The 18,868-nt window shown below is 64.9% G+C and carries 19 protein-coding genes; 11 read left to right on the top strand and 8 right to left on the bottom strand.

The window, feature by feature from the left end:
• The 5 genes from EN780_RS10070 to EN780_RS10090 form a co-directional block, all read left to right on the top strand.
• On the top strand, nt 1–940 hold a 940-nt coding region (locus EN780_RS10070; RefSeq protein ID WP_133372593.1), incomplete at its 5' end, for an amino acid ABC transporter substrate-binding protein.
• A gap of 63 nt (nt 941–1,003) precedes the next feature.
• Nucleotides 1,004–2,191 (top strand): amino acid ABC transporter permease, encoded by a 1,188-nt coding sequence (locus EN780_RS10075; RefSeq protein ID WP_127284737.1) that lies wholly within the window; start codon nt 1,004–1,006, stop codon nt 2,189–2,191.
• 4 nt (nt 2,192–2,195) lie between these two features.
• Complete coding sequence (locus tag EN780_RS10080; RefSeq protein ID WP_127284738.1) at nt 2,196–3,353, top strand: amino acid ABC transporter permease; 1,158 nt, start codon at nt 2,196–2,198, stop codon at nt 3,351–3,353.
• Between the two features lie 75 nt (nt 3,354–3,428).
• The gene (locus EN780_RS10085) at nt 3,429–4,232 is read left to right on the top strand and encodes an amino acid ABC transporter ATP-binding protein (protein ID WP_127284739.1); all 804 of its coding nucleotides are present in this window, start codon (nt 3,429–3,431) and stop codon (nt 4,230–4,232) included.
• Between the two features lie 103 nt (nt 4,233–4,335).
• Nucleotides 4,336–5,001 carry a TIGR02117 family protein gene (locus EN780_RS10090; protein ID WP_128273472.1) on the top strand — a complete coding sequence of 222 codons (666 nt, stop codon included), beginning with the start codon at nt 4,336–4,338 and terminating at the stop codon, nt 4,999–5,001.
• 74 nt (nt 5,002–5,075) lie between these two features.
• On the opposite strand, the gene EN780_RS10095 is transcribed toward EN780_RS10090, so the two are convergent.
• Together EN780_RS10095 and EN780_RS10100 are read right to left on the bottom strand one after the other, a co-directional pair.
• Nucleotides 5,076–6,311, bottom strand: coding sequence for an FAD-dependent monooxygenase (locus EN780_RS10095; RefSeq protein WP_128273474.1), 1,236 nt, complete (start codon nt 6,309–6,311; stop codon nt 5,076–5,078).
• A 19-nt stretch (nt 6,312–6,330) separates the two neighbouring features.
• Nucleotides 6,331–6,576, bottom strand: a complete 246-nt coding sequence (locus tag EN780_RS10100) for a zinc-finger domain-containing protein (protein WP_127284742.1) — start codon at nt 6,574–6,576, stop codon at nt 6,331–6,333.
• A gap of 214 nt (nt 6,577–6,790) precedes the next feature.
• Here EN780_RS10100 and EN780_RS10105 point away from each other — a divergent pair, with 214 nt between their 5' ends.
• Entirely contained in the window at nt 6,791–8,986 is a 2,196-nt protein-coding gene (locus EN780_RS10105; protein WP_128273476.1) for an RNA degradosome polyphosphate kinase, read from the top strand.
• Nucleotides 8,983–10,518 carry an exopolyphosphatase gene (gene ppx / locus EN780_RS10110; RefSeq protein WP_128273478.1) on the top strand — a complete coding sequence of 512 codons (1,536 nt, stop codon included), beginning with the start codon at nt 8,983–8,985 and terminating at the stop codon, nt 10,516–10,518. Before EN780_RS10105 ends, ppx begins: the two co-directional genes overlap by 4 nt.
• Before the next feature lie 114 nt (nt 10,519–10,632).
• On the opposite strand, the gene EN780_RS10115 is transcribed toward ppx, so the two are convergent.
• The 5 genes from EN780_RS10115 to betI all read right to left on the bottom strand — a co-directional run bounded on the left by EN780_RS10115 (nt 10,633) and on the right by betI (nt 14,947).
• On the bottom strand, nt 10,633–11,055 hold the full coding sequence (locus tag EN780_RS10115) for a DoxX family protein (protein ID WP_128273494.1): 423 nt from the start codon (nt 11,053–11,055) through the stop codon (nt 10,633–10,635).
• A 155-nt stretch (nt 11,056–11,210) separates the two neighbouring features.
• Nucleotides 11,211–11,633 (bottom strand): DoxX family protein, encoded by a 423-nt coding sequence (locus EN780_RS10120; RefSeq protein WP_126055158.1) that lies wholly within the window; start codon nt 11,631–11,633, stop codon nt 11,211–11,213.
• 113 nt (nt 11,634–11,746) lie between these two features.
• Entirely contained in the window at nt 11,747–13,144 is a 1,398-nt protein-coding gene (gene fumC / locus EN780_RS10125; protein WP_128273480.1) for a class II fumarate hydratase, read from the bottom strand.
• A gap of 283 nt (nt 13,145–13,427) precedes the next feature.
• A complete protein-coding gene (locus tag EN780_RS10130; RefSeq protein ID WP_128273482.1) occupies nt 13,428–14,204 on the bottom strand; it encodes an SDR family oxidoreductase in 777 nt (258 codons plus the stop codon).
• A gap of 104 nt (nt 14,205–14,308) precedes the next feature.
• Nucleotides 14,309–14,947, bottom strand: coding sequence for a transcriptional regulator BetI (gene betI, locus EN780_RS10135; RefSeq protein ID WP_128273484.1), 639 nt, complete (start codon nt 14,945–14,947; stop codon nt 14,309–14,311).
• Nucleotides 14,948–15,030: 83 nt separating this feature from the next.
• Between betI and choX the strand changes: the two genes are divergently transcribed.
• The 4 genes from choX to EN780_RS10155 are packed head-to-tail and all read left to right on the top strand — an operon-like array spanning nt 15,031 to nt 18,351.
• Nucleotides 15,031–15,969 (top strand): choline ABC transporter substrate-binding protein, encoded by a 939-nt coding sequence (gene choX / locus EN780_RS10140; RefSeq protein WP_128273486.1) that lies wholly within the window; start codon nt 15,031–15,033, stop codon nt 15,967–15,969.
• On the top strand, nt 15,966–16,847 hold the full coding sequence (locus EN780_RS10145) for an alpha/beta hydrolase (RefSeq protein ID WP_245499917.1): 882 nt from the start codon (nt 15,966–15,968) through the stop codon (nt 16,845–16,847). The genes choX and EN780_RS10145 overlap by 4 nt, the downstream gene beginning before the upstream one ends.
• Nucleotides 16,844–17,977 carry an amidase gene (locus EN780_RS10150; protein ID WP_128273488.1) on the top strand — a complete coding sequence of 378 codons (1,134 nt, stop codon included), beginning with the start codon at nt 16,844–16,846 and terminating at the stop codon, nt 17,975–17,977. Before EN780_RS10145 ends, EN780_RS10150 begins: the two co-directional genes overlap by 4 nt.
• A complete protein-coding gene (locus EN780_RS10155) occupies nt 17,947–18,351 on the top strand; it encodes an amidase family protein (protein ID WP_189556471.1) in 405 nt (134 codons plus the stop codon). The genes EN780_RS10150 and EN780_RS10155 overlap by 31 nt, the downstream gene beginning before the upstream one ends.
• On the opposite strand, the gene EN780_RS10160 is transcribed toward EN780_RS10155, so the two are convergent.
• The coding region (locus EN780_RS10160) for an NIPSNAP family protein (RefSeq protein WP_128273492.1) at nt 18,340–18,868 on the bottom strand (529 nt) is incomplete at its 5' end. The two genes, EN780_RS10155 and EN780_RS10160, sit on opposite strands and share 12 nt — an antisense overlap.

The following is an 18,868-nucleotide window of genomic DNA, read 5'->3' on the forward strand; positions in this document are numbered from 1 at the left end:
GCAGAAGGGCTTCATCCAGTGCGGCGTCTCCACCGGTCTGGCCGGCTTCTCGGCGCCGGACGACAAGGGTGACTGGCAGGGCATCGACGCCGACTTCTGCCGCGCCGTCGCGGCCGCCGTCTTCGGCGACGGCTCCAAGGTCAAGTTCACGCCGCTCAGCGCCAAGGAGCGCTTCACCGCGCTGCAGTCGGGCGAGGTCGACATCCTGTCGCGCAACACCACCTGGACCATCAATCGCGACACCGCGCTTGGTCTGAACTTCATCGGCGTCACCTACTATGACGGCCAGGGTTTCATGATCAACGCCAAGAAGCTGCCGGGCGTGAACTCGGCGCTGCAGCTTTCGGGCGCCGCCGTCTGCGTGCAGAGCGGCACCACGACCGAGCTCAACCTCGCCGACTACTTCAAGTCGAACAAGATGGAGTACAACCCCGTCGTGTTCGAGAAGCTGGAAGAGGTCAACGCCGCCTATGACGCCGGTCGCTGCGACGTCTACACCACCGACCAGTCGGGCCTCTACGGCATCCGCCTGACGCTGGGTTCGCCGGCCGACCATGTCGTGCTGCCCGAGATCATCTCCAAGGAGCCGCTCGGCCCAGCCGTGCGCCAGGGCGACGACCAGTGGTACCACATCGTCAAGTGGACCTATTTCGCGCTGCTCGACGCCGAGGAGCTCGGCATCACCAAGGCCAATGTCGAGGAGATGAAGGCCTCCGACAACCCCGAGATCAAGCGCGTGCTCGGCCAGGAGGCTGACACCAAGATCGGCACCGATCTCGGCGTCTCCAACGACTGGGTCGTGAACATCGTCAAGGCTGTCGGTAATTACGGCGAAGTGTTCGAGAAGAATGTCGGCTCGGGCAGCCCGCTCAAGATCGCGCGCGGCATCAACGCGCTCTGGACCAAAGGCGGTCTGCAATACGCTCCGCCGATCCGCTGATCGAAATGTGATCCGGGAGGTAGGCTGTCTGCCTCCCGGTTTCTCTTTCCAGGGGACGGTCGCATGGCATCGCAGGAAATCCTTCGCGAGGAGCCGAGCAGGGCTTCCTTCATCAATGACCCTAAGGTACGCAGCCTTTTCTTCCAGACGCTGGTCATCGTCATTCTGTTCGGCTCGGTCTGGTGGATCGTGCAGAACGTCATCGACAATCTGGCACGCCTGCACATCGCCTCCGGCTTCGGCTTCCTGAAGGGGCGGGCCGGCTTCGATATCTCGGACACGCCGATCGCCTATACGTCGGATTCGACCTATGGCCGCGCCATCATCGTCGGGCTGATCAACACGATCATCGTCGCCGTCGCCGGCATCATCACCGCCACGATCATCGGCTTCGTCGTCGGCATCGGCCGTCTTTCGCAGAACTGGCTGATCCGCAAGATCTGCACGGTCTATGTCGAAATCTTCCGCAACATCCCGCCGCTGCTGGTCATCTTCTTCTGGTATTCCGGTGTGCTCGCCGTGCTGCCGCCGCCGCGCGAGAGCTACAACCTGCCCTTCGGCTCCTTCCTCAACCAGCGCGGCTTCTATTTTCCGCGCGCCATCTGGGGTGACGGCTCCTGGCTGATCCTGGTCGCCTTCCTCGTCGGCCTGGCCATGGCGTGGTTCGTCGCCCGCACGGCCCGCCAGCGGCAGATGGTGACCGGTCAGCAGTTCCCGGTGTTCTGGACGTCGATAGCGCTGATCGCCGGCCTGCCGCTGCTTGCCTACGCGCTTAGCGGCTTCCCGCTGAGCTTTGATTTTCCGAAGCAATCGACCTTCAACCTGACAGGTGGCTTCCAGGTCAAGCCGGAATTCCTGTCGCTCTATCTGGCGCTGTCCTGCTACACGGCGGCCTTCATCGCCGAGATCGTGCGTGCCGGTATCAGGGGCGTCAGCAGAGGCCAGACCGAGGCCGCCGGGGCGCTGGGACTGCGCTCGGGCCCGATCCTGCGGCTGGTCGTGGTGCCGCAGGCCATGCGCATCGTCATCCCGCCGCTGACCAGCCAGTATCTCAACCTGACCAAGAACTCCTCGCTGGCGATCGCCATCGGCTATCCCGATCTCACCGCCACCGCCGGCACGGTGCTCAACCAGACCGGCCAGGCGGTCGAGGGCGTGCTGATCATGATGATCGCCTATCTGGTGCTGAGCCTCGTGACCTCCGCGGTCATGAACGTCGTCAACGCCAGAATGGCATTGGTGGAGAGGTAGGACCATGCAGGAACATGATATGTCCTGGGTGCGTACCGAGATGGCTCTCGCCCAGCCGGCGCCGCCGAGCGAACGCGGGCTCTATGCCTGGGTGCGCAAGAACCTGATCGCCACCCCCGGCGACACCATCCTGACCATCCTCGGCATTCTCATCGTCGCCTGGATCCTGCCGCAGGTCATCAACTGGGCTCTGCTCAACGCCCAGTGGACGGGTCCGGATCGGACCGTCTGCGCGACCGTCGCGCAGGGCGGCATCCAGCCGGACGGCTGGAGCGGCGCCTGCTGGGCCTTCGTCAACGCCAAGTTCGGCCAGTTCATGTTCGGCCGCTATCCGATCGAGGAGCGCTGGCGGCCGATCCTCGTCGCCATCCTGTTCGTGGCGCTGCTGGTGCCGATGCTGATCCCGCGCGTGCCGCGCAAGGGGTTGAACGCCATCCTCTTGTTCCTGGTTCTGCCGATCGTCTCGTTCTTCCTGCTGCTCGGCGGCGTGTTCGGCCTGCCGCCTGTCGAGACCTCGCTGTGGGGCGGGCTGCTGGTCACGCTCAGCCTGTCCTTCGTCGGCATCGCCGTCTCGCTGCCGCTCGGCACGGTGCTGGCGCTCGGCCGGCGCTCCAAGATGCCGATCATCAAGATGCTGTGCGTCATCTTCATCGAGACGGTGCGCGGCATCCCGCTGATCACGGTGCTGTTCTTCGTCAGCGTCATGCTGCCGCTGTTCCTGCCGGAGGGCGTCACCTTCGACAAGTTCCTGAGGGCGCTGATCGGCGTCTCGCTGTTTGCCGCCGCCTATATGGCGGAGGTGGTGCGCGGCGGCCTGCAGGCGATTCCGAAAGGGCAGTATGAGGGCGCCGATTCGCTCGGCCTCGGCTACTGGCAGAAGATGGGCCTGATCGTGCTGCCGCAGGCGCTGAAGCTGGTCATTCCCGGCATCGTCAACACCTTCATCGGCATGTTCAAGGACACCAGCCTGGTGCTGATCATCTCGATGTTCGACCTGCTCGGCGTCGTCAAGCAGAACTTCTCCGACGCCAACTGGGCGACGCCGCAGACCGCGAAATCCGGCCTGGTGTTCGCCGCCTTCGTGTTCTGGCTGTTCTGCTTCGGCATGTCGCGCTATTCAATGTACACGGAGCGCCGGCTCGACACCGGCTACAAACGCTGATGCATGTCGCCCAAGAGTGTATTGCGGTTTTGGGGTAACGACATGCATCAAAGACAACGATAAGGGGAATTGGCCATGACCACCGAAAACGCCGTCAGCGCGGACGACCTCAAGGTCGATGCCAAGAAGATGCACATCTCGACGACCGACGTCGCCATCGACATCGTCGGCATGCACAAATGGTACGGCGAGTTCCATGTGCTGAAGGACATCAACCTCAAGGTGATGCGCGGCGAGCGCATCGTCATCTGCGGCCCGTCCGGCTCCGGCAAGTCGACCATGATCCGCTGCATCAACCGGCTGGAGGAGCACCAGAAGGGCAAGATCATCGTCGATGGCAAGGAACTGACCAACGATCTGAAGAAGATCGACGAGGTGCGCCGCGAGGTCGGCATGGTGTTCCAGCACTTCAACCTGTTCCCGCATCTGACCATTCTGGAGAATTGCACGCTGGCGCCGATCTGGGTGCGCAAGACACCGAAGAAGCAGGCCGAGGAAATCGCCATGCATTTCCTCAAGCGCGTCAAGATCCCTGAGCAGGCCAACAAATATCCGGGCCAGCTTTCGGGCGGCCAGCAGCAGCGCGTGGCGATCGCGCGCTCGCTGTGCATGAACCCGCGCATCATGCTGTTCGACGAGCCGACCTCGGCGCTTGATCCGGAAATGATCAAGGAAGTGCTGGAGACGATGGTGGGTCTGGCCGAGGAAGGCATGACCATGCTCTGCGTCACCCACGAGATGGGCTTTGCCCGCAAGGTCGCCAACCGGGTGATCTTCATGGACCAGGGCCAGATCGTCGAGCAGAACACGCCGGCCGAGTTCTTCGACCATCCGCGCCACGAGCGCACGAAACTGTTCCTGTCGCAGATCCTGCACTGAGCGGTTCCCATATCGAACGCAGAAGCCCGGCCGCAATGCGGCCGGGCTTTTTTCATATGCACGGGCCGAGGCGATCCGTCGTGAGGCCGCAAAGGTGTCGTCGATGAGAAGGTTCTGGCGTTTCCTTGTTGGCCTGCTGGCCGCGTTCGCGCTCACCGCGGCGCTCGGTACGCTGGTGCCGCGCCCGCTTTGGCCGGCGGCCGCAGCGGGCGAGGGCAGCAGGCGCATCCTGGTGCTGAGCAACCCGATCCACACTGACATCGCCATCCCCGTCGATGAAGAGGTGCGCCGGCGTTTCCATTTCCTCACCGATGCCGGCATTCCGGCCGACGTGCCGGAGGTGCGCTACATCGTCTTCGGCTGGGGCGGCCGTGCCTTCTACCTGGAAACGCCGACGTGGTCGGAGCTGAAGGCGGTGCCGGTCCTCAAGGCGCTGACGCTCGACGCCTCGGTGATGCATGTCGATGTCGCCGGCGCAATCAGCGAACCGCATCCCGATGTCGCCGGTTTCGACATCGACGACGATCGTTTCTCAGCGCTGCTCGACTATATAGCGGCGAGCTTCCGGCAGGGACCGAACGGCCCGATGGCCATCGACAATACCGGCTATTCCCGCTTCGACCGCTTCTACGAGGCCAACGGCCATTTCAACGCGCTGGTCGGCTGCAACACCTGGACGGCAGCCGCGCTGCGCACCGCCGGCCTGCGCACCGGCTGGTGGAACCCGCTGCCCGTGTCGCTGGGGTGGTCGATGCGGTTGTATGATTGAAGCCAATCATGAGCGCCTCATTCGTTCGCGCTGTCCCGCCAGCCGATCGCAATTGCGATCGCCCACTAAGGCGGTCAACGCCGCACCACCTTCCGCGCCTCCCACCCGTAGAGCCAGTCCAGATCGGCCGCGAGCTTCTCCGCCGGCCGCGTCGCCAGCACCAGGTTGCGCGCGATCGCCACCGGCCCCCGGGCATGCCAGGCAAGCCGGTTGAGCGCGCCGCGCCTCAGTACCTTCGCGATGCGCGGCCGCCTCAGGTTCTCCCAGACGGCAAGGCTCTGCCCTGGATCGTCGGGGAAGTCGGCGACCATGCCGGCAAGCATCGCGGCGTCCTCTATTGCCATGGCGGCGCCCTGCGCCGCGAACGGCGTCATCGCATGCGCGGCGTCGCCAATGAGCGCGATCCCGGCTGGCGTCGTCCAGCGCTGCTGGGCGACGGTATGGATCGGAAACGCCGTCCACGGACTGGCCTGCGCGACAAGCCTTGCCAGCGCCGGCGCCGTGCCGCGCATGGCGCCTGAGAGGATGGCCGGGTCGGCACGGCCGGACCAGCCTTCGGCGATGCGCTCGCCCCTGGTGAAGGCGGCGAGGCTGAAGGCGCTGCCTTGGCTCACCGGATAGGCCACCAGGTGGAAGCCAGGATGCAGAAAGGGGGTGACGCAGTCCGTGCCGCCGACCGTTGCAAAGGCTTCTCCGGCGGCACTTTCAGCCGCGACCGTCGCGCGCCAGGCAAGCTCGCCCGAGAAGCGGCTCTTGCCGAAGCCCGGCTCCATGACGGCGAGCTTTTCGCGAAGCGACGACCAGACGCCGTCGGCGCCGACCAGCAATTGGCCGCTGGCCTCGATCCTGCGCCCGTCCGCTTCGACCGTCACCGCAACGCCTTGCGGCCCGGTGGCAAGGCCTGTTACTCGTGCGCCGGTGACGAGTTCGATGTCGCGGCACTCCGCGGCCTGCGCTGTCAGCGCCGCCTGTACGTCGGCACGGTGGGCGACGAGATAGGGCGCACCCCAACGGCTCTCGCCGGCTTGCCCCAGCGGCACCCGCGCCAGTTCACTGAGCGTCGCGGCGTCCTTCAGCACCACCGCCTCCGGCCGCACGGCATGCGGCCGCAACCGATCGAGCACGCCGAGCTGCCTGAGGATGCGCGTTGCGTTGGGGGAAAGTTGGATGCCGGCGCCGGCGGCCTCCAGCCGCGGCGCCTGTTCGAAAATCTGCACGGGACAGCCGCGTTCGGCGAACGCAATGGCCGCGGTTAACCCGGCGATACCCGCTCCGGCGATGACGACTTGCCGGGAGCGCGCGTCGTTCATCAGATGTGTCGCGAAAGTGTCAGGCTGCCTGGTCGATATAGAGGCAGCCCGGCGGCACCGTTTCCGTCGCCTTCAGCTTCGACGAATAGCGGTAGAGCGTCGAGCAATAGGGGCAGACCTTCTCGTTGTCGTCGCCCATGTCGAGGAAGACATGCGGATGGTCGAAAGGCGGGTTGGCGCCCGTGCACATGAATTCCCTGACGCCGATGTCGATCGCCGGATGGCCCGCATCGTTCTGGAAATGGGGAATGGAACCGCCTGCCATCGTCGTCTCCAATTTGGTCTCGGCCTGCTTTCGGCCAGTTGCATCTGGATCATAACCGGCCTCTTTGCAAGATCGATGAAATGAAACTGTCGCAAAAGCCTGTCAGAGGATAAGTTGAGCCGGTTAACCGGCTGGAGCATTTTTGCAGCCAGGCGTAGTGCCTGGCGCCACAAGGATGTTCAGGGAAACCGGGGCAGGGGCAAGAGCAGGAATCATGAACGAACTGAAGCCGGTGCAAAGCGAATTCATCACCATCGAGGCGGCAAGCCCGGAAGCCGGCAATCCAGACCGTTTCGTCAATCGCGAGTTCTCCTGGCTGCAGTTCAACCGCCGCGTGCTGGTAGAATCGCTGAATGGGAACCATCCGCTGCTCGAACGGGTCCGCTTTCTGTCGATCTCGGCCGCCAATCTCGACGAGTTCTTCATGGTCCGCGTCGCGGGCCTCGCCGGCCAGGTGCGCGAGGGCATCGCCCTCAAGAGCCCGGACGGCCGCACGCCGGAGCAGCAGCTCGAACAATTGCTGCGCGAGGTCGAGCGCCTGCAGGAGGACCAGCAGAAAAGCCTGTCGGCGCTGATGCAGCTGCTCAACAAGGAAGGCATCGAGAGCATCACTCGCGACGCGCTGACCAAGGACGAGAGGGCCTGGCTGGAAGAACATTTCCAGGATCAGGTGTTCCCGGTGCTGACCCCGCTGTCGATCGACCCGGCGCACCCGTTCCCGTTCATCCCCAATCTCGGCTTTTCGATGGCGCTGCAATTGCGCCACCGCAAGAACGGCGAGGAGATGAGCGCGCTGCTGCGCCTGCCGGTGGCCCTGAAGCGCTTCATCCGCCTGCCCGACCGCAAGAACCATGTCCGCTTCATCCCGCTCGAGGAAGCGGTCGGCCTCTATATCGGCAAGCTCTTCCCGGGCTACGAGGTCAAGGGCTCCGGCACCTTCCGCCTCATCCGCGACAGCGATATCGAGGTCGAGGAAGAGTCCGAGGATCTGGTGCGCCTGTTCGAGACGGCGCTGAAGCGGCGTCGCCGCGGTTCGGTCATCCGCATCGAGTTCGACATGTCGATGCCACCCGCGCTGCGCGACTTCGTCGCCGGCGAGCTCGGCGTTTCGTCGAGCCGCATCAGCGTCTTGACCGGTCCGCTGGCGCTGAGCCAGATCTCCGAGATCGTCGCCGTCGCGCGCGACGATTTGAAGTTCACGCCCTACAATCCGCGCTTTCCCGAGCGCATCCGCGAGCATGGCGGCGACTGCTTCGCCGCCATCCGCGAGAAGGACATCGTCGTCCACCACCCCTACGAATCCTTCGACGTGGTGGTGCAGTTCCTTCGCCAGGCGATGGCCGACCCGGAAGTGGTGGCGATCAAGCAGACGCTCTACCGCACCTCCAACGACAGCCCGATCGTCCGAGCGCTGGTCGACGCGGCCGAGGCCGGCAAGTCGGTGACGGCGCTGGTCGAGCTCAAGGCGCGCTTCGACGAGGAGGCCAATATCCGCTGGGCACGCGACCTCGAACGCGCCGGCGTCCAGGTCGTGTTCGGCTTCCTCGAACTGAAGACCCACGCCAAGATGTCGCTGGTGGTGCGGCGCGAGGACGGCAAGCTGCGCAACTACGTGCATCTCGGCACCGGCAACTACCATCCGGTCACCGCGCGCATCTACACCGACCTGTCGTTCTTCACCACCGACGCTACGATCGCGCGCGATGTCGCCCAGCTCTTCAACTTCATCACCGGCTATGCCGAGCCGGCCGAGGAGATGCGGCTGGCGGTCTCGCCGTTCACGCTGCGCAAGCGCATCCTGAAGCACATTTCGGACGAGATCGCCCATGCGCGCGAGGGCCGGCCGGCCCGCATCTGGATGAAGATGAACGCGCTGGTCGATCCGATCATCATCGACGCGCTCTACGATGCCAGCCGCGCCGGCGTCGAGATCGACCTCGTCGTGCGCGGCATCTGCTGTTTGAGGCCGCAGGTGCCGGGCCTGTCGGAAAACATAAGGGTGAAATCGATCGTCGGCCGCTTCCTCGAGCATAGCCGCATCTACTGCTTCGGCGACGGCCACGGCCTGCCTTCGGACGAGGCGATCGTCTACATCTCCTCGGCCGACCTGATGCCGCGCAATCTCGACCGCCGCGTTGAGACCATGGTGCCGATCACCAATCCAACTGTGCATGAACAGGTGCTTGGCCAGATCATGCTGGGCAACATCATGGACAACCAGCAAAGTTTCGACGTATTGGCTGACGGAACCTCCCGGCGCGTCGTGCTGGAGGAGGGCGAGGAACCGTTCAACGCGCAGGAATATTTCATGACCAATCCGAGCCTGTCCGGACGGGGTGACGCGCTGAAGTCGCATGCGCCCAAGCGCATCGCCCAGTTCAAGCGCCGCAAGAAGAACGGCGCCGCGTGATTTCTACTTCCCAGGGCCGGCTCCAGGACCGGCGGCCGCTGTCGATCATCGACATCGGCTCGAACTCGATCCGTCTTGTCGTCTATGAGGGGCTGGCGCGCTCGCCGACTGTGCTGTTCAACGAAAAGATGCTGGCCGGCCTCGGCCGTGGCATTGTTTCGACCGGCAAGCTCGACCCCGAGGCGGTGACCCGCTCGATGGAGGAGTTCCGCCGCTTCCGCGCGCTCTCCGACCAGGCGGGCGCGGAGCACATGTATGTGCTGGCGACCGCCGCCGCGCGCGAGGCGGTCAACGGCCCCGATTTCATCCACCGCGCAGAGGATGTGCTGAAGACCGAGATCCGGGTGCTTTCCGGGCGCCAGGAAGCGCATTATTCGGCGCTCGGCGTCATCTCAGGCTTTCACCCGGCCAATGGCATCGCCGGCGACCTTGGCGGCGGCAGCCTCGAGCTGATCGACATCAATGGCGAGGCGATCGGCGACGGCATCACCCTGCCGCTTGGCGGCCTGCGCCTGCAGGACATGGCCAAGAACTCGCTCGCCCAGGCGCAGAAGATCGCGCGCGAGCAGTTGGCGCGGGCAAAGCTGCTGAAGGGCGGGCAGGGCAGGGTCTTCTACGCCGTCGGCGGCACCTGGCGAAACCTCGCCCGGCTGCACATGGAGATGAGCAACTATCCGCTCGGCGTCATGCACCACTACGAGATACCGGCCGACAGCGCCCTGAGCTTCCTGAAGCAGGTGACGAAGGCCGAGATCGAGAAGGTCAGGGGCATCGAGGGCATCTCCAAGAATCGTCGCTCGCTGCTGCCCTATGGCGCCGTCGTGCTGCAGGAGATCATGGCGGCGATGCAGCCGTCCAAGATCGTCGTCTCGGCGCTCGGCGTGCGCGAGGGCTTCCTCTATTCGCTGCTCGACGAAGCCGAACAGAAGGCCGATCCGCTGATCTCGGCCGCCGAGGAGCTTGCGCTGTTGCGCTCGCGCTCGGTCCACCACGCGCATGAGCTGGTCGAGTGGACCGGCAAGGCCTTCGCCGCCTTCGGCATCGACGAGACCGGGGACGAGGCACGATACCGTCATGCCGCCTGCCTGCTGGCCGACATCGGCTGGCGCGCGCATCCCGAATATCGCGGCCGGCAGTCGCTCAACATCATCGCGCATGCCTCCTTCATAGGCGTCGACCATCCCGGCCGCGCCTATCTGGCCCTGGCCGGCGCCTACCGCCATGACGGTGTCTTCAACGAGGGCATCGCCCCCGAGATCAAGGCGCTGGCGCCGCCGCGCATCCTGGAGCGCGCCCGCCTGCTGGCGGCGATGATGCGCGTCGTCTACCTGCTGACGGCGGCGATGCCGGGCATCATGCCCCGGCTGAAATGGGAAAACCGACCCAACGGCGCGCTGGCCCTGGTGCTGCCGGCCTCGCTCGCCGACCTCTACGGCGAGCGGCCGGCCGGTCGGCTGGCGCAGTTGGCCAGGATCACCAATCGCCGGCTGGTGCTGGCGGTCGAGAATGGGCCAAGCGTCTCGGTCAAATAGGGTGTCTCGGTGAAAATGGTGGGCAGCGCCAAAAAGGCCCACCCGCATCTGGCGCGAAATCATCGCCGCCAATTTTCAACGCGCCTGAGCGAGCCGGCCAATTGGCCAGCCTGGTCAAGTCAGCTGATCTGCGATTCCAACCAGCCGCCCGTCGACCGACCAGGCACCGGCGCCGGCCATCGCCAGCGCCAGGAAGCCGCCTGCGATTGCGATGTCCTTCATCAGCATCTGCTGGTGCAGGAAGGCGAGCATCGCGTCGTCGCCGCCCTGGCCGTAATGACCGATGAAGCCGGCAACGATGCAGAAGGCCGCGAGCAGCAGGGCAACGATCCGCGTCTGGAAGCCGACGAGGATGAGCGCTCCGGCGATCAGCTCGAACAGGCCGGTGCCCCAGGCTGCGAGCGCCGGCAGCGGCAGGCCGAGACCGGCGAAATAGCTGGTCGTGCCGGAAATATTGGCCAGCGCCTGGAAGCCGGAAGGGATGAAGAGGGCGGCAAGCAGCAGCCGGGACAGGAGAAGCAGCACGTTGCGGGGCATCATCACCTCCCTGCCGGCGACTCCGGCCCGGCGTGCCGATCAGTCTACGCTGCCGGGGCTCGCACGGGAATTGGCTAACGAGGCTGCTCTAAGGACAACGAAAAAGCGGCGCGGAAAATTCCGCGCCGCCCAGGTCTGAGCTTGAGAGGGAAGGCTCAGCCGCGCTTGGCGTCGATCGAGTAGGAACCGGCGCCAGACGAAGCCAGCACGATGAAGCCGCCGGCGATGGCGAGGTTCTTGAGGAACTGGATCATCTGCATCTGGTCGGCCCAACCGGTGTGGGCGACCAGCCCGGTGGCAACCGTGAAGATCGCCAGCACCCAGGCCACGATGCGGGTCTGGAAGCCGACGAGGACGGCGAGGCCGCCGAGCAGCTCGATGAGGCCGACGAGGACGGCGGTCACGGTCGGCAGCGGCAGGCCGAGGCTGCCAAAATAGCCGGCGGTGCCGGCAATCGCGGTGAGCTTGCCGAAGCCCGAAAGCAGGAAGATGACGGCCAGCAGGATGCGGCCGAGCAGGATGGTGGTGGAGCTGTTGGAAGCGACGCCGGAACCGGCGACAGAAGTGTTGATGGACATGGGACTCTCTCCGGGAGGATTGGAATGACAACCCAGATAGAGCAGGCAGACTGTTCACCAAAGATGCCGATGTGGCGACAGATTGTTCACCCGGTTACGTCGGTGATACTAGCTTACCCCGGATGCGTCATGTCCTCCGGCCGTACCAGCCGGTCGTAGTCGGCCTCGCTGACCAGGCCTGTCGCCAGTGCTTCCTCGCGCAGGGTGGTGCCCTTCTTGTGCGCCGTCTTGGCGATCTTGGCGGCGTTGTCGTAGCCGATGGTCGGCGCGAGCGCCGTCACCAGCATCAGCGAGCGGTCGAGCGCCGCCTTGATGTTGTCCTCGCGCGCCTCGATGCCGACGACGCAATTGTCGGTGAAGGAGATCGAGGCGTCGGTCAGCAACTGCACCGACTGCAGGAAATTGTAGGCCATCAGCGGGTTGTAGACGTTGAGCTCGAAATGGCCCTGGCTGCCGGCGAAGGTCAGCGCCGCGTTGTTCCCGAACACCTGGACGCAGACCTGCGTCAGCGCCTCGCACTGGGTCGGGTTGACCTTGCCCGGCATGATCGAGGAGCCCGGCTCGTTTTCCGGCAGCGACAGCTCGCCGAGCCCGGAGCGGGGGCCGGAGCCGAGGAAGCGGATGTCGTTGGCGATCTTGAACAGCGCCGCCGCCGTAGCGTTGATCGCGCCGTGCGAGAACACCATGGAATCGTGCGCGGCAAGCGCCTCGAACTTGTTCGGCGCGGAGACGAAGGCGATGCCGGTGATGGCGGCGATGCGGTCCGCCACCTTCTCGGCGAAGCCGACCGGCGCGTTGAGGCCGGTGCCGACGGCGGTGCCGCCCTGCGCCAGCTCCTGCAGGCCGGGCAGCGTCATCTCGATGCGCTTGATCGAGGAGGCGACCTGTGCGGCATAGCCGGAGAATTCCTGGCCCAGCGTCAGCGGTGTGGCATCCTGGGTGTGCGTGCGGCCGATCTTGATGATGTGCGCGAACGCCTGGCTCTTCGCCTCCAGCGCCTTGTGCAGGTGCTTCAGCGCCGGCAGCAGGTCGTGCACGATGCGTTCGGCGCAGGCGATGTACATGGCCGTCGGATAGGTGTCGTTCGACGACTGGCTCATATTGACGTGGTCGTTCGGGTGCACCGGCTTCTTCGAGCCCATGACGCCGCCGAGCAGCTCGATCGCCCGGTTGGAGATCACCTCATTGGCGTTCATGTTGGACTGCGTGCCCGAGCCGGTCTGCCACACCACCAGCGGGAAATGGTCGTTGAGCTTGCCGTCGATGACCTCCTGAGCGGCCTCGATGATTGCCTTGCCGAGCGCGGGATCGAGCCGCTTCAGCTCCATATTGGCTTCGGCCGCGGCGCGCTTGACGATGCCCAGCGCGCGCACGATCGACGCCGGCTGCTTTTCCCAGCCGATCTTGAAATTGCCCAGCGAACGTTGCGCCTGCGCGCCCCAGTAGCGGTCGGCGGCGACCTCGATGGGACCGAATGTGTCGGTTTCGGTTCTGGTCTTCTCAGCGCTCACTGGAGGTCTCCGGTTGTCGAATTCGGCAACGGCGTATCGCGTTGCACAAATGGCATCAAGCGGAGATTGCGGGCGAAGAAGATGCAAATCGGTTGAAGAGTTAGCTAATCTCCCCCTTGTGGGGGAGATGCCCGGCAGGGCAGAGGGGCGCGCGAAGGATCACGGCACCTGGGATGATCCGAGCTGCCATTTCATCCGGCCCTCAATGGGCTGAAACGCTGGCGGGACAGCGCCCCCCTCTGGCCTGCCGGCCATCTCCCCCACAAGGGGGGAGATCGGCTATTCACCCCGCCGTGTAGCCGCCGTCGACCGCAAAGATGCCGCCGCTGGTCCAGGCCGCCTCGTCGCTGGCGAGATACACTGCAATGCCGGCGAGGTCGCCGGCGCGGCCGATGCGCCCGAGCGGATAGCTGCGCTCGACATGGGCCTTCAACTCGTCTTGCGCGGAGGCCGGCAGGTTTTCGATCGACTTGCGCCGCATTGCGGTGTCGATCGTGCCTGGCGCGATCGCATTGACCCTTATGCCGCGCGGTCCGAGCTCGAAGGCGAGCGACTTGGTCAGCGAGTTCAGCGCGCCCTTGGAGAGCGAATAGAGGCTCGACGGCCGGTTCGGGATCATCTTGTTGGCGAAATAGGAGGAGATATTGATGATCGAGGCACCGGCGCCGAGCTGCGGCAACAGCCGCTGCGTCAGGAAGAACGCCGCCGTCACGTTGAGCGCGAAGGAATGCTGGAACTGCGCCTCGCTGACCGTCTCGAACGGCACGAGATAGGCGACGCCGGCATTGTTGACGAGAATATCAAGCAGTTGGCCGGATGCTTTCACCCGGGCAACCGTCGCATCGATGCCGGCGCCGGTCGCGAGATCGGCCGATAGCGTTTCGACCGCCGCGCCACCCTTCGCCTCGCTTGCCAGCGCGTCGCGCGCCGTCGCCAGCTTGCCGGCATCGCGGCCGACGATCAGCACATCGGCGCCTTCGCGCAAAAAGGCCTCCGAGATCGCCAGGCCGATCCCGTCCGATCCGCCCGTCACCAGCGCCCGCTTGCCGTGAAGTCGCATGGGATCCTCCGTCATTGCGCGACGAGTGCAACGCTGACGGGCAAGCGCGGTCAAGCCGAAGGCCTATCGCACAGTATGAACTTCGGCTGGGGGACGGTCTGCGCTTAACCGCCGGCCGGGACAGGCTCCCGCATGGCCAGCCTCGCCGCGACATAGCTCTTCACCTGTTGGATCGCCTGTTCGCGCGACACGCTTCCAGGCTGCAGGCCGAGCCGCAGCCATAGACCGTCGATCAGCGCCGTGACGCCAAGCGCGATCTCCTCGGCGTCCTCGGGCAAGGCAAGGGCGCTGAGCCCGGACAAAAGATTGGAGCGCATGCGCGCATGCAGCACCTTCTGGATACGCGCCAGCTTCTCGTCGCGCGGCACCTCGGCGCAGAGCGACAGCCAGGCATAGCACAGCGATGGCTGGAACAGGTGCGGTTCGAAATTGCCGTCGATGATGGCATCCACCCGCTGCATCGGCGTCTGCGCGTGCCGCAGCCGCGCCACCACGGCCTTGCGCAGGACGAGGTTCGATTCGCGCATCGCATGCTCGAAGAGTTCCTGCTTGCTGCTGAAATAGTGCAGCACGATGCCCTTCGAGGCGCCTGCCTGCGCGGCGACCTTCTCGATTGTGGCGCCGGCAATGCCTTCGCGTTGAAGCACGGCAAAGGCCGCCTGCCGCAGCTCCGTGCGGCGTATGTCGCTGAGACGCTTGAGTTTCAAGGGCGAATTCCGTGCATCGAGAATCGAGGTTGACATTTTCGTCCGCTGAGATCAAGAATTGACCAATGGGACAATATACAAACCAATTGGTCAACAAACCGCGAATGAGGAGAACCGAAATGCATCGCTTGATAGGGGCAGGCGCCGCGCTCTGCGTGTTGGCGCTCTCGACGCAACCGGGCCTGGCGGCCGAGTCCAAGGAATGCAGCGCTGTTCGCATGGCCGAACCCGGCTGGAACGATCTCGCCTTCACCACGGGGATCGCCAACGTCCTGCTTCAAGCGCTCGGCTATCAGCCGCAGAGCCAGGTGCTCGGCATCAACGTCATCTACGAGGGCATGAAGAACAACGATCTCGACCTGTTCCTGGGCTACTGGGATCCCGCGATGGTCACCTATTACGAGCCTTACAAGAAGGATGGTTCGGTCGAGAATGTGCGCGTCAATCTCGATGGCGCCAAATACACCTTCGCGGTGCCCACCTATGTCTGGGAGGCCGGTGTCAAGGACTTCTCGGACCTGCACAAGTTCGCCGACAAGTTCGGTAAGAAGATGTACGGCATCGAGCCCGGATCCAACCAGTTGATGATGGACGCCATTGCCGACCCGTCGCTGGACCTCGGCGGCTGGCAGGTCGTGGAGTCGAGCGAAGCCGGCATGCTTTCGGAGGTCGGCTACGAGATCAAGGAAAAGCAGTTCATCGTCTTCCAGGGCTGGGCGCCGCATCCGATGAACACCATGTACGACTTCAAGTATCTGACCGGCGGCGACAAGTTCTATGGCCCCAATTTTGGCGCAGCGACGGTGACGACGCAGGTCCGCAAGGGCTACCTCCAGCAATGTCCGAATGTCGCGCAGCTGTTGAAGAATCTCGCCTTCGATGTCGATTTCGAGAATGTCGGCATGGGCTATCTGATCAATGACGGCATGAAGCCCGAGGAGGCTGGACTGAAGGCGATCACGCTGAACAAGGACCGCCTCGACGCCTGGCTCGCTGGCGTGACCACCTTCGAGGGCAAGCCGGGCCTTGCCGCCGTCAAGGAAAAGCTCGGCCTGTGAGCCCTGCCGCGCTCGCCCCTTGGCCGGAACAGGAAGCCTGGGCCAGCCGCAAGCGGGTCATCGACCTCGACGGCCTCGAAATGGCCTATGTCGAGTTCGCCGGATCGGAACCGGCGCTGCTGTTGGTGCACGGCTTCACCGACACCAGCCGCAGCTTCTCGCTTCTGGCGCCGCACCTTGCCGGCCGCCGATTGGTCATTCCAGACCTGCGCGGCCATGGCGCCTCGCTGGCGGGAAGGGGCTATGGCATCGGAGACTTCGCCGGAGATCTCGCGGGGCTGATCCGGTGCTTGCGGCTGGAGCGGCCGGTTGTGATCGGCCATTCGCTGGGCGCCATGATCGCGCTCGAGCTGGCTGCACGGCAGCCGGAACTCATCGACGGGCTGGTGCTTCTGGCCGGCACTCTGAAGCCCGATCTCGCGGCGGGCCATCCAATGGTTGCAGGCGTGCGGGAATTGAGCGATCCGATATCGCCGGCGGACCCTTTTTATGCCTGGTGGCATGCCTGCCAGCCCGGCGTGCCGCAGGCTTTTCTCGCCGCCGCCGCCAAGGAGGCCTCGGCGATGCCGGCGTCACGCTGGCGCGCGATCCTGGACGAAATACGCGGAACGGACCTCACCGCCGCCGCCCGCAACTTACGTGTCGCGGCACTTGTCATCGGCGGCGGGCGCGATCCGATCTTCGACGCAACCCATCAGCGACGGCTCGCTGAGGAAATTCCCGCCGCGAAGCTCATGGACGCGCCCCATTGCGGGCACAATCCGCACTGGGAAGATCCGGCGCTCGTCGCGGCCACCATCTCCGATTACGTCCAGACGCGGACCGAAAACGGGCAAAGCCGCATGGGCGGAGCCGTTTCGAGGCGAGGGCGCTCATGAACCTGGCGCAATACATGGCATCGGACGCCGTCGCCCTGGCCGGCCACGTCCGCTCCGGCGAACTGTCCCCCGTCGAAATTGCCGAAGCCGCGATCGAAGCGATCGAATTGCTCAACCCGGCGATCAACGCGGTGACGCTGATCGATGCGGAGCGCGCGCTTGCCGCCGCTGGGAACTGCGATGCGAAGGCGGCGCTGGCCGGTGTCCCGTTCCTGGTCAAGGACACCGGCGTTTATGTGCGGGAGTGGCCGACCACCCACGCGTCACTCTATTTCAGGGATGCCGCGCCGAAACCCGACAGCGAAATCGTCAGGCGCTGGCGGACCGCCGGCTTGACCTTGCTCGGCAAGACCAACACGCCGGAATTCGCCAATGACTTCGTCACCGAGCCCGTTGTTCACGGCCCGACCTTGAACCCGTGGGACCTGTCGGTGACGGCGGGCGGTTCGAGCGGCGGCGCGGCGGCCGCGGTGGCAAGCGGCATGGTGCCGGTTGCCCACGGTTCCGACATCGGCGGCTCGATCCGGGTGCCGGCGGCCTGTTGCGGCGTGTTCGGCATGAAGCCGTCGCGAGGCCTCAATCCCGTCGGCCCCTATCGCGATCAGGTCGGCGCCGGACTTTTCGTCGAGAATGTTCTTTCCCGAACCGTTCGTGACACTGCCGCAATGCTCGACATCACTGTCGGCCCCGAACCGGGCGCGCCATGCTTCGTGTCGAGATCGGTGCCCTCCTATCTGGATTGGCTGTCGTCGCCGGCCGAGCGCATGCGCATTGCCTGCGTGGCGCATCGGCCCGATGGCACCCCGGTGGCGGCGGAGATCGGGGAGAAGTTCCGGCAAGCCATGTTGCTGCTGGAGGAGATGGGGCACGAGGTGATCCAGGCCCGCTTTCCGCCGGAGGCCGATGGCGGCGCCGAATGGAGCATTTTCTGGATGTCGGAGGTCGGGTTGCTCGTCGACGAGCGGGCCAACGATATCGGCCGCATGCCTCTGCCCGGCGAAATCGAAGCGCTGAGCTTGCATGCGCTGGACCGTTTCCGCCGCTCCTCGGCCGCCGACTATTTGAAGGCGCAGCCCGACAGCATCGGGCATCGCTGGCGATGGCAAGGACGTTCGACGGCTTCGACCTGATCATGACGCCGGCGACAGCCGACTTGCCGCCCCTGATTGGCGCTGTCCGTGGCGATGACGCCGCGTTCGACTATGCAGCCTGGGTGGATCGGGCCTACGGCTTCGCGCCGTTCACGGAAATCTTCAACGTGACCGGACAACCTGCCGCCAGCCTCCCGCTTTTCCTGTCCGAAGGCGGCCTGCCGATCGGCATTCAGCTTGCCGGTCGGCCCAACGAGGACCATAGGCTGCTTGGAATTTCCTACGCGCTGGAACAGGCAACCGGCTGGAGCAAGCGTCGTCCGCCCGTCCAGGCCAGGCTTGCCGCGCTCGCCATCGAATTGGGCGGCACCTGCACCCGGAATGGAGCGATTACCGCAAGGCTAGCCGAGTAGCGATCGCGATGTCGGCGAGAGCCGCAACGTTTCCGTCGGCCTGGTCTGGTCTGCCTGCGCCCCACCGAGAAACGCCTGCCATGCCGGCAAGGCGGCGAGGGCGGTTTGCGACCGCCGGCGCGTGTCTTCGTGGTCGAAGCCGCTGACGCCGAGAAAGACGTTTTCGCCCGATCGCACCGGCAGGCGCGGGAAGCTGTTTTCCGCATGCTCGCTGATGAAGGCGCCAAGCAGGCGCACGCCGTTCGCCGCGAGCAGCGGGGCGGCATCCGTTTCGAAACGCTCGGCGTAGTCGGCTTCGGCGCCCGGATGCAAATGATGAATCTGAATCTCAACAATGCCAGGCAAGCGCTTCTTATCGCTTCGGTTTTCGACCCCGTCGCAAGCTGGCCGTCGCACCCTCGACAGGTCGAACCCGGCGCCCGGCCATGCCGGCTTCAGCAGCAGCACGTCGTCGGAATCGATCATCGTCGCATTGGCGGCCTCCTTGTGCGCGGCCCACACCGGGCCGCCATAGAAG

Source organism: Mesorhizobium sp. M4B.F.Ca.ET.089.01.1.1 (genome assembly GCF_004022605.1).
GTDB classification, from domain to species: domain Bacteria; phylum Pseudomonadota; class Alphaproteobacteria; order Rhizobiales; family Rhizobiaceae; genus Mesorhizobium; species Mesorhizobium abyssinicae.

Bases quoted from the DNA above. Each gene is read 5' to 3' on its own strand.
- choX (WP_128273486.1), top strand. From the start codon at position 15,031: ATGCATCGCTTGATAGGGGCAGGCGCCGCGCTCTGCGTGTTGGCGCTC.
- EN780_RS10120 (WP_126055158.1), bottom strand. From the start codon at position 11,633: ATGTCCATCAACACTTCTGTCGCCGGTTCCGGCGTCGCTTCCAACAGC.
- EN780_RS10130 (WP_128273482.1), bottom strand. From the start codon at position 14,204: ATGCGACTTCACGGCAAGCGGGCGCTGGTGACGGGCGGATCGGACGGG.
- EN780_RS10090 (WP_128273472.1), top strand. From the start codon at position 4,336: ATGAGAAGGTTCTGGCGTTTCCTTGTTGGCCTGCTGGCCGCGTTCGCG.
- EN780_RS10155 (WP_189556471.1), top strand. From the start codon at position 17,947: ATGGCAAGGACGTTCGACGGCTTCGACCTGATCATGACGCCGGCGACA.
- EN780_RS10105 (WP_128273476.1), top strand. From the start codon at position 6,791: ATGAACGAACTGAAGCCGGTGCAAAGCGAATTCATCACCATCGAGGCG.
- EN780_RS10095 (WP_128273474.1), bottom strand. From the start codon at position 6,311: ATGAACGACGCGCGCTCCCGGCAAGTCGTCATCGCCGGAGCGGGTATC.
- betI (WP_128273484.1), bottom strand. From the start codon at position 14,947: ATGTCAACCTCGATTCTCGATGCACGGAATTCGCCCTTGAAACTCAAG.
- EN780_RS10100 (WP_127284742.1), bottom strand. From the start codon at position 6,576: ATGGCAGGCGGTTCCATTCCCCATTTCCAGAACGATGCGGGCCATCCG.
- EN780_RS10075 (WP_127284737.1), top strand. From the start codon at position 1,004: ATGGCATCGCAGGAAATCCTTCGCGAGGAGCCGAGCAGGGCTTCCTTC.
- EN780_RS10150 (WP_128273488.1), top strand. From the start codon at position 16,844: ATGAACCTGGCGCAATACATGGCATCGGACGCCGTCGCCCTGGCCGGC.
- EN780_RS10115 (WP_128273494.1), bottom strand. From the start codon at position 11,055: ATGCCCCGCAACGTGCTGCTTCTCCTGTCCCGGCTGCTGCTTGCCGCC.
- EN780_RS10080 (WP_127284738.1), top strand. From the start codon at position 2,196: ATGCAGGAACATGATATGTCCTGGGTGCGTACCGAGATGGCTCTCGCC.
- EN780_RS10085 (WP_127284739.1), top strand. From the start codon at position 3,429: ATGACCACCGAAAACGCCGTCAGCGCGGACGACCTCAAGGTCGATGCC.